Annotated in this window: 7 protein-coding genes and 1 tRNA gene; 1 reads left to right on the top strand and 7 read right to left on the bottom strand. The window is 49.0% G+C overall.

Annotated elements, in window-relative coordinates; translation table 11 throughout:
* Positions 1 to 96: 96 nt before the first annotated feature.
* The 7 genes from AC4IE7_RS04945 to AC4IE7_RS04975 all read right to left on the bottom strand — a co-directional run bounded on the left by AC4IE7_RS04945 (position 97) and on the right by AC4IE7_RS04975 (position 8336).
* Positions 97 to 189: transfer RNA gene (locus tag AC4IE7_RS04945), tRNA-Ser, on the bottom strand.
* Between the two features lie 220 nt (positions 190 to 409).
* The gene (gene csrA, locus AC4IE7_RS04950; protein WP_069126133.1) at positions 410 to 592 is read right to left on the bottom strand and encodes a carbon storage regulator CsrA; all 183 of its coding nucleotides are present in this window, start codon (positions 590 to 592) and stop codon (positions 410 to 412) included.
* A gap of 200 nt (positions 593 to 792) precedes the next feature.
* A complete protein-coding gene (locus AC4IE7_RS04955) occupies positions 793 to 2016 on the bottom strand; it encodes an aspartate kinase (protein ID WP_490775704.1) in 1224 nt (407 codons plus the stop codon).
* 161 nt (positions 2017 to 2177) lie between these two features.
* Entirely contained in the window at positions 2178 to 4811 is a 2634-nt protein-coding gene (gene alaS, locus AC4IE7_RS04960; RefSeq protein ID WP_490775705.1) for an alanine--tRNA ligase, read from the bottom strand.
* A 254-nt stretch (positions 4812 to 5065) separates the two neighbouring features.
* A complete protein-coding gene (locus AC4IE7_RS04965) occupies positions 5066 to 5536 on the bottom strand; it encodes a regulatory protein RecX (protein WP_490775709.1) in 471 nt (156 codons plus the stop codon).
* Positions 5515 to 6543 carry a recombinase RecA gene (gene recA / locus AC4IE7_RS04970; protein ID WP_490775706.1) on the bottom strand — a complete coding sequence of 343 codons (1029 nt, stop codon included), beginning with the start codon at positions 6541 to 6543 and terminating at the stop codon, positions 5515 to 5517. Before recA ends, AC4IE7_RS04965 begins: the two co-directional genes overlap by 22 nt.
* A 509-nt stretch (positions 6544 to 7052) precedes the next feature.
* Positions 7053 to 8336, bottom strand: a complete 1284-nt coding sequence (locus tag AC4IE7_RS04975) for an MFS transporter (RefSeq protein WP_490775707.1) — start codon at positions 8334 to 8336, stop codon at positions 7053 to 7055.
* Between the two features lie 93 nt (positions 8337 to 8429).
* On the opposite strand from AC4IE7_RS04975, the gene AC4IE7_RS04980 reads away from it, so the two are divergent.
* Entirely contained in the window at positions 8430 to 9305 is an 876-nt protein-coding gene (locus AC4IE7_RS04980) for a LysR family transcriptional regulator (RefSeq protein WP_490775708.1), read from the top strand.
* Positions 9306 to 9481: the final 176 nt, after the last annotated feature.

Consider the following 9481-nt stretch of genomic DNA (forward strand, 5'->3'; position numbering starts at 1 on the left):
GTCTGCGTCACTGCGTTCCTTTCGAACGAAGGGTTCGAATCAAATCCTCTCTCTCCGCCAAATAAAAAAAGGCCCCGATTGGGGCCTTTTTTTATTTGGCGGAGAGAGAGGGATTCGAACCCTCGATGGAGCTATTAACCCCATACTCCCTTAGCAGGGGAGCGCCTTCAGCCGCTCGGCCATCTCTCCGGTTTCTTTACTTTTTGGGGGAATTGTCATTTCGTATGACTTCCTTGCCACGTATCCAGGCTTTGTGCCCTGCGTGTCAATTAGTAACTACGTCGACAGCACCCCAAAAGGAGACGAGATTGTACAGATTTATTTCTCCATAAACAAAAAAACTTTGCCTTCCCTGGCAAAGTTGTTTGTGAGGTGATGAACCTCGTCTTTTTTGTCTTTCAAATCCTAACTATGAAGATTCTTCAGATTGTTCTCTTTTGATTCGTTCGTAAATCTCTTCCCGATGCACAGTCACATCTCGTGGTGCATTCACACCGATTCGAACTTGATTGCCCTTTACCCCTAATACGGTAACAGTGACTTCATCTCCGATCATCAAAGTTTCGCCTACACGGCGAGTCAGTATTAACATTTCCAGTCTCCATGTGTTTCCTTATGTTACTGGTATCATCCTGTAGTCACTCCTACAGACTCATACCATTGCCAACCAAGCCGCCGTAGTACGGGACCGGTATTTCTATTTTAGCAATTGGATGGAGTGTTAAAAAGAGAAAAAAGTCCTGAAACACCTAGAAATGATACCAAATTTGTAAGTTTTGGTTAATTTTAGGATCAAACTTCGCTTTCCAGTTCAAATGCATCGTGCAGAGCACGAACCCCCAGCTCTAGATACTTCTCATCGACAACGACTGAAATCTTGATTTCCGAGGTGGAAATCATGCGGATATTGATCCCTTCAGTAGCCAGAACTTCAAACATTTTACTGGCAATCCCGGCATGAGAACGCATCCCTACACCGACCAGGGATATTTTTACAATTCGATCATCCGACAGGACTTCACGAGCCCCCATTTCTGTGGCGGTCTGTTCCAATATATCCTTGGCCCGCTTGAAATCACTTCGATTTACGGTGAAGGTGAAATCGGTTCGCCCGGTATCGTGGGAGATATTCTGAACGATCATATCAACTTCGATATTCTGACTCGAAACCGGGCCGATGATCTTGTGGGCCACCCCGGGTTGATCTGGAACTCCCAGGATCGTCAGTTTTGCTTCATCGCGATTAAACGCAATACCTGAAATCTTTGCCTGTTCCATTGTCTCTTCCTCAAAGGTGATCAGTGTGCCTTCGCCCTCTTCGAAGCTGGAAAGGACACGTAGGGGAACATTATATTTACCAGCGAACTCTACCGCGCGAATCTGCAATACTTTAGATCCAAGACTGGCCATCTCAAGCATCTCCTCAAAGGTGATGCGCTCCAGTCTCCTGGCGTTCGGCTCCACTCTGGGATCGGTGGTATAGACACCATCCACATCTGTGTAGATCTGACACTCATCCGCTTTTAGCGCTGCAGCCATTGCTACTGCTGTGGTATCTGACCCACCCCGTCCCAGGGTAGTGATACTGCCATGCTCATCCACACCCTGAAAACCAGCGACAACCACTACCCGGTTAGCATCCAGATCGGCTTTTACCCTGGCGGCATCGATATCCCGGATTCTCGCTTTGCTGTATGCACTATCGGTGAGAATGTGGACCTGGCCACCAGTATAGGAGCGAGCCGGACAGCCAATTTTTTGCAGTGCCATGGATAACAGTGCAATGGTGACCTGCTCACCTGTGGAGACCAGCACATCCATCTCTCTCGGATCAGGAGCCTCGTCTATCTGACTTGCCAAGCCGATCAATCGGTTGGTCTCTCCCGACATGGCAGAAACAACCACCACAACCTGGTCACCCTTCTCCCGATATGCTTTGACCTTTTCAGCAACTGCTGAGATTCGCTCAACACTGCCAACGGAGGTTCCACCGTATTTTTGCACTATGAGTGCCATGTCAGTTCAATGTCCTGTAAATAAACGCCATTAAAAAAGTTGCACATTTAACACTATTGGCTGGTGGGTTTAAACTCTATATTGAGTATTAACCTGCCTGCAGTGCTATTGATGCCATTATCGGAACCTGGTTTTAAGATTTCGCTAGCTACCCAGGCTTATCAATTACCGCTGAGTCTCTCTTTGACCCAGGGCTCGACAAGGGCCAGAGCCTGGGGAATAGCATCAGGATTGCTGCCGCCAGCCTGTGCCATATCGGGACGACCACCACCTTTTCCACCGACCTGCTCAGCAGCAAGTTTAACCAGATCACCCGCCTTCATCTCTCCGGTAAGATCCTTGGTTACACCAGCGACAAGAGAGACCTTTCCACCTGCTACTGCCGTCAACAGAATAACAGCTGAACCTAATTTGTTTTTCAGCTGATCCATTGTTTCACGCAATGATTTCGGATCAGTGCCCTCCAGATTGGCAGCCAATACCTGCACCTCGCCAACCGCAACGGCTGAAGAGGCCAGATCACTTCCCGCAGCACTGGCCAGCTTGGCCTTTAACTGCTCAAGCTCTTTTTCAAGTTTACGGTTCCGCTCCAAAATCTGGGTCAGCTTCTCCTCAATCTCATCCCGTCCCGATTTGATCATATCGGCAACACGCTGAACCCGCTCTTCATCAGCTTCCATCAGTTCGACAGCGCGTTGACCAGTGACTGCCTCTATACGCCTTACACCGGCAGCAATTCCGGTTTCTGCAGTAATCTTACAAAGACCGATATCCCCTACTGCATTGACATGGGTGCCACCACACAGCTCTGTGGAAAAATCCCCCATACTCAATACCCGTACCTGATCGGCGTACTTCTCACCAAACAGAGCCATGGCACCAGACTCTTTTGCCTGCTCAAGAGACATGAGTTCAGTGTTAACAGCGTGGTTGTATCGAACCTGCTCGTTCACAATCTGCTCAATTGTCTGCAGTTGCTCACGGGAGATCGGTTCGAAATGGGAAAAGTCGAAGCGCAGTCGCTCTGCATCGACCAGTGACCCTTTCTGAGCCACATGATCACCCAGCACCTGCCTGAGCGCAGCATGGAGTAGATGTGTTGCAGAGTGGTTGAGTGCAGTGGCTTGACGGGTATAGGCGTTGACCTGAGCAATCACCTGATCACCAACTTTTATTGCGCCCTCTTCCAGCTTGCCGATATGGGCAAACAGTTCACCAGCCTGTTTACGGGTGTCATCCACCTCGAACAACATACCAGAGCCTTCCAGGGAACCCATATCACCCACCTGACCACCGGATTCAGCATAGAAAGGGGTATGGTTGAGAAATACCATACCGTTCTCACCCTGTTTCAGTTCCTCAACTGATTCACCATCCTGGAACAGAGCAACAACCTCAGCTTTCTCCTCAAGTTGATCATAACCAGTAAATGCAGTCTGCTGATCCAGAGAAAGATCGATAGCCTCTCCAGCTGCAAACTGGCTTGCCGCCTGGGCCCGCTTTCTCTGTTCAGCCATCGCCTCATCAAAACCTGCCTGATCGATACTCAGGTCATGCTCACGGGCAACATCTGCAGTCAGGTCTCTTGGAAATCCATAGGTATCATAGAGTTTAAATACCGTCTCACCCGGTATCACTTTGCCATCCAGAGTGGATATCGTCTCTTCGAGGATTTTCATACCCTGTTCAAGGGTCTGGGCAAAACGCTCCTCTTCCAGGCGCAGTACCTTTTCCACCTGGGATTTTTGCTTCTCAAGTTCGGGGTAAAAATCTCCCATCTCCTTGCAGAGCGGTTCAACCAGTTTATGGAAAAAAGGTGTTTTCACCCCCAGCATATAACCATGCCGAATGGCTCGACGGATGATTCGGCGTAACACATAACCACGCCCTTCGTTTGAGGGTAAAACCCCATCAACAATCAGAAAAGCGCAGGAACGAATATGATCGGCAATAACCCTTAATGACTTCTCTTGCAGGTTGTCGCATCCGGTTACCTTGGCCGCCGATTCTATTAAATGGGCAAACAGGTCAATCTCGTAGTTGCTGTGTACGCCTTGCAGTACTGCGGCCAATCGTTCAAGACCCATACCTGTGTCAACTGACGGCTTCGGCAATGCAGTCATCTCACCATCTGCATCCCGATTGTATTGCATGAAGACCAGATTCCAGATTTCGATGTAACGATCGCCCTCTTCCTCCGGTGTGCCTGGAGGACCGCCCCAGATCTCTTCCCCATGATCGTAAAAGATCTCGGAACAGGGTCCGCAGGGCCCTGTGTCACCCATCGACCAGAAGTTGTCGCTCTCATATCGCTTACCGCCCGGTTTGTCACCAATACGGGTAAAGCGGTCAGCATCGACACCGATCTCTTTTAGCCAGATATCGGCCGCTTCTTCATCATCCTGGTAAACGGTAATCCAGAGCTTTTCCGAGGGTAGACCTATAGTCTCAGTCAGAAACTCCCAGGCATAATTGATGGCATCTCGCTTGAAATAGTCACCAAAACTGAAATTGCCCAGCATTTCAAAGAAGGTGTGATGACGGGCTGTGTAACCGACATTCTCAAGGTCGTTATGCTTACCACCAGCCCGGACACAGCGCTGAGAGCTTGCCGCCCTGCTGTAATCCCGCTTCTCGCGCCCAAGAAATAGATCCTTGAACTGCACCATACCGGCATTTGTGAAAAGCAACGTCGGATCGTTTTGCGGAACCAAGGGGCTGCTGGTGACCACCTGATGCTGATGTTGGTCGAAATAGTCCAGGAAGGCTTTGCGAATGTCAGCGCTGGTTTTCATGATTAGAGCGTTAAATTACCGTTAAAAAACAAACAATAGAAGATAACAGGATCAGAGAAAAAATGCCCGTTTTTGGTTGTATAAAAACCTTGGGAACCTCTGATTAATTCCGGTTCGGGAGTATAGACAAAAAATCCCAGGATTCCACATGCTGAAGCTTGAGATTGCAAACACCTTTTTTGCCACAGAATGGTGCAAGCATCTCTATGTTCTATGAAGTTAAGAGAGATGGTGTCTAGTAGGCCTGCGGTCCACTAGTCCAACAACAATGCCCGGATGAGCTCGCCAGGAAAACCTCGTGATTCGAGAAAACGAGCCCGTTTAGCCAGCGCTTTATTGGAATCGGCCTTCTCGCAACCAAACTTGGTGTCATGAACCTCCTTTAGGAGATTCCACCACTGATCGGCATAGGCTTCCAATGCCTCTTCAGTCAGTTGACTGGCTACCCCCCGCTCACGCAGTTCCAGCCGAATACGAACAGGGCCTTGCCCTTTCCTGATACGACTCTCTACGAAGGCCTCTGTAAAACGGGCATCACTAAGTAGATCGGAAGCGCTCAACTCTTCCAATACCCGTTCGATCTGGTCGGAGTCGTAATGACGCTTGAGGAGTTTGCGCCTGAGTTCCTCTTGGGAATGCTCCCGAGCGGCCAGAAATCTGACCGCCGAGATTTCGATATCAGTGTAGTCGGAGTCGGCTTCGCTCAGCTTTCTGCCTCTTCCAATTTCTCTTCCTTTTCATCTACAGGTAAGAGTTCAGCACGGATACGTGTTTCGATTTCGTTGGAAATGTCAGGGTTTTCCTTGAGAAAATTACGTACGTTTTCCTTACCCTGACCAATACGGTCACCGTTATAGCTGTACCAGGCCCCTGATTTATCAACTATGCCCTGTTTAACACCCAGCTCAATAATCTCACCTTGTAGTGAAATACCCTCGCCATAGAGGATTTCAAACTGAACCTGTTTGAATGGTGGCGCCACTTTATTCTTAACCACCTTGACACGGGTATCGTTACCCACGACCTCATCACCCTTTTTGATGGCGCCGATACGACGAATATCGAGGCGTACGGAAGAGTAGAATTTCAGCGCATTACCACCGGTGGTGGTCTCCGGACTACCGAACATGACACCAATCTTCATACGTATCTGGTTAATAAAGATCACCAGACAGTTGGTGCGTTTGATATTCGCGGTAAGTTTACGCAACGCCTGCGACATCAGACGAGCCTGAAGTCCCACATGAGAATCGCCCATATCCCCTTCGATCTCAGCCTTTGGCGTCAGTGCTGCCACCGAGTCGATAACCACCACATCAACTGCACCGGATCGTACCAACATGTCGGTAATCTCGAGGGCCTGCTCGCCGGTATCCGGTTGAGAGACCAGCAACTCATCCACATTGACTCCGAGCTTTTCTGCATACTGAGGATCCAAGGCATGCTCTGCATCGATAAAGGCCGCTGTGCCACCTACCTTTTGAGCCTCGGCAACCACCTGCAGGGTAAGCGTGGTTTTACCTGAAGATTCCGGACCATAGATTTCAACCACGCGACCTTTGGGCAGGCCTCCCACACCCAGGGCAACATCCAGGCTGATCGAGCCAGTCGAGATAGCCTCGATATTTCTGATGGCATTGGTATCGCCCATACGCATGACGGAGCCTTTGCCGAACTGCTTCTCAATCTGTCCAAGAGCAGCACTCAAGGCCTTTGTACGGTTTTCATCCATTCGGTGAATCCTCATCTGTGATCTTACGAAATTATTCAATGGACAGAATTATCACACAGCCACAAGCTCACGTCATGAGTCTTCAACAGATAAAACCTATGCCACTGCTGCCCGATTAACTTTCAATCTTCTCAGAACAACTCTGAAAGCCCCTCTCCCTTTACGGGAGAGGGGTTGGGGAGAGGGTGTACGCGAAGCGTTTCATTTGATTGATTGATAAAAGCGCATTGATCAATCATATTTTTCTTGCTGATTGTTGGAGAAAATAGGGTGTTTGTTCACCCCCCTCTCCCCCAGCCCCTCTCCCACCTATTTAAAATACTGATGACTTGTAAGTTTTTTCTAGCAGTGACTCTCTACTTTACAATGCTTTTTTCATGTCTCAATTCTCAATCTGCAATAGAAACCAGCAACAATGAATCAGTTACAAACGTAATAGTTAAAGTAAGTGGGGCAGCAATGAAGCTATGCCTTTGTTTTAACCTAAAAAATCAGTTGGCTGCTCCATTCTAATAGCAAGTACCTGATTTTGTAGAAAATAGCTTCGATGCAGAATTGACCGCTACCCTTGCACCCACTAGGGTTTCTTCAGGATACTCACTGCCGGTTCTACTGTATCTACGCTCATATCTACCCAGCCAAACAGCCAGACTCAGGGTGATGGTTAATATCAGAAGTGAGCCGGCAACAACACCTGACCAACCCAACCAGCGCCAGAAGGGTTCCAGATAGAAACCACCCAAGGTGGCTCCGGCATAGTAGAACATCAGATAGAGCGATGTAGCACTGCCTCGAGCGCTCTTTGCATGCCCAGCGACCCAGCCTGCCGCCAGTGAGTGGGTAAAGAAAAATCCCAGTGCATTGATAAACAGGCCGGCAATAATCCAGTTCAGCTGCTGATTCAAAGTGAGCAAGGTACCGATCATAAAAACCGCAATACCCACGCCTATGGCTACTGGCTGGGAGCGATTGTGCACCAGTCGTCCAGAAAAGCCGGCAGCTAAGGTGCCTGTCAGATAAGTCAGAAAAAGCAATCCCAACCAGGAGGATGTAAGAGTGAATGGCTCATCAGCCAGAACAAAGGTGATGTAGCTGTACTGATTCACAAAAATCATAAAGTTCAGCCCGCCGATAAAGCAGGCGGCCAGTATCAGGGGATTACGAAGGTGGCCGGAGAGACCACTCATCACATGCCCCAGACTCAAAGGTTTAGCCTTAAAGCGACTTGAGGCAGGTAACAACCAGACAACAGTGATCAGACAGATAAGATCGAATCCAGCCAACGTCATAAAACTATAGGACCACCCCCACTCAGCGGCAACCAGACCACTAATCAAACGACCGGCCACCCCCCCAAGTGAGTTGGCACCAATGTAGAGACCCACTGCCAGAAGCAGCCCTTTTGGCTCAAACTCCTCTCCCATATAAGCCATCGCTGCAGCGGGCAGACCGGCAATGAAAGCCCCCTGCATACCCCGCAACACCAATAACTGTGTGTAGTCGGTAACAAATGCAGCAGCAAAGGTAGTCAGGCACAAGAGAATCAGGCTGGTAAGGATGACCACCCGCCGACCTACGGCATCTGACAGTGGCCCAAGCAACAGCAGAGCCCCCCCCAGTGAGAGGGTTGCCACAGATAGACTCATTGTGGCCTGGAGAGAATCGACAGCGAACACTTCGCGAATCAGTGGCAACAGAGGCTGGGTGATGTATAGATTACTGAACACCATGATCGAGCCGACACATAGTGCCACTGTTGCTCGCCAGAATTCTGTTGTGTGGGTCTGAATCATCTTCTCAATCTGTCTGAAATGGAAGATTGAGCTTAGCGAGGGATCATCTATAATTAAAATATATTATTTTAATATTTTCTATATTATTTATTTATGAATTTAAAGCAACTGAGTTATTTCAAGGCAGTGGTTGATCAGGGGGGCTTTAGCGCAGCAGCTCGTCATCTCCATATTGCACAACCCGCCATCAGTATCGCGATCCGGAAGCTGGAGTCAGAACTGGATCTCACTCTACTTCAGCGAAGTGAGCGACAGATCACCGTAACCACCGAAGGCGAAGTCTTACTCGGCCATGCCGAACAGCTATTGCAGCAGGCCAATGTGGCTGAACTGGAGATGAGTGAACTTAAAGGCTTGACGAAAGGCGAGGTTCGGATCGGCATTCCAAGTATGTTGGGCTCTTACTATTTCCCCCCTTTTCTGATGGGATTCAAACATCGCTATCATGAATTGAGGCTCTCTGTTTTTGAGCAAGGTACACGTCGCCTGCAAGAGATGATACGTGCAGGGGAACTCGATTTAGGGGTTGTCGTGGCGGATGCCCCTCCGGCGGATCTGGAGACCAGGTTTTTAACCCGTGAGGAGATGGTGGCTTGTGTACCAAAGGATCACCCTTTTGCGAAACAAGAGTGCATCAGTATGGAAGAGTTCTTCAGCCATGAATTGGTAGTCTTCAAACAGGGCTATTTTTTACGGGAGTTTATTGATCGCTTCAGTCACCAACGCCAACAGGAGCCGATCATTGCTTTTGAGACCAATCTGATTCCATTGACCAAGGCGATCGTTCGACAAGGCTTCGGTATCACCACCTTCCTGCGCATGGTGGTAGAACAGGATGTTCAACAGGACTTGGTTGCGGTACCTTTCTCTGAGCCTGTGTTTCTAGATCTCTCTCTGGCCTGGAAAAAAGGGGGTTACCTGTCCCGCGCTGACCGGGCATTTGTAGACTATATCTTGGAGAATGTTTGAGGCTTTATTTTCGAGTGCCACCCACTCTCAAAGTTTACCTGATTACCCTACAAAGTCAGTTGTGGTGATAGTTAAGAATCTGCAGAAGATTCCAGGTGGTTTGTGAATTTCCAGCGCGATTTGGTGGGGCATGGCCCCACCCTACCTGTCGATATAAACTGTAGGGTGGGGCCATG

The organism is Candidatus Thiodiazotropha sp. AKAK3 (genome assembly GCF_058244645.1).

Excerpts from the sequence above, each read along its gene's own strand:
- csrA (WP_069126133.1), bottom strand. The coding sequence starts at position 592 with ATGTTAATACTGACTCGCCGTGTAGGCGAAACTTTGATGATCGGAGAT.
- AC4IE7_RS04955 (WP_490775704.1), bottom strand. The coding sequence starts at position 2,016 with ATGGCACTCATAGTGCAAAAATACGGTGGAACCTCCGTTGGCAGTGTT.
- alaS (WP_490775705.1), bottom strand. The coding sequence starts at position 4,811 with ATGAAAACCAGCGCTGACATTCGCAAAGCCTTCCTGGACTATTTCGAC.
- recA (WP_490775706.1), bottom strand. The coding sequence starts at position 6,543 with ATGGATGAAAACCGTACAAAGGCCTTGAGTGCTGCTCTTGGACAGATT.
- AC4IE7_RS04975 (WP_490775707.1), bottom strand. The coding sequence starts at position 8,336 with ATGATTCAGACCCACACAACAGAATTCTGGCGAGCAACAGTGGCACTA.
- AC4IE7_RS04980 (WP_490775708.1), top strand. The coding sequence starts at position 8,430 with ATGAATTTAAAGCAACTGAGTTATTTCAAGGCAGTGGTTGATCAGGGG.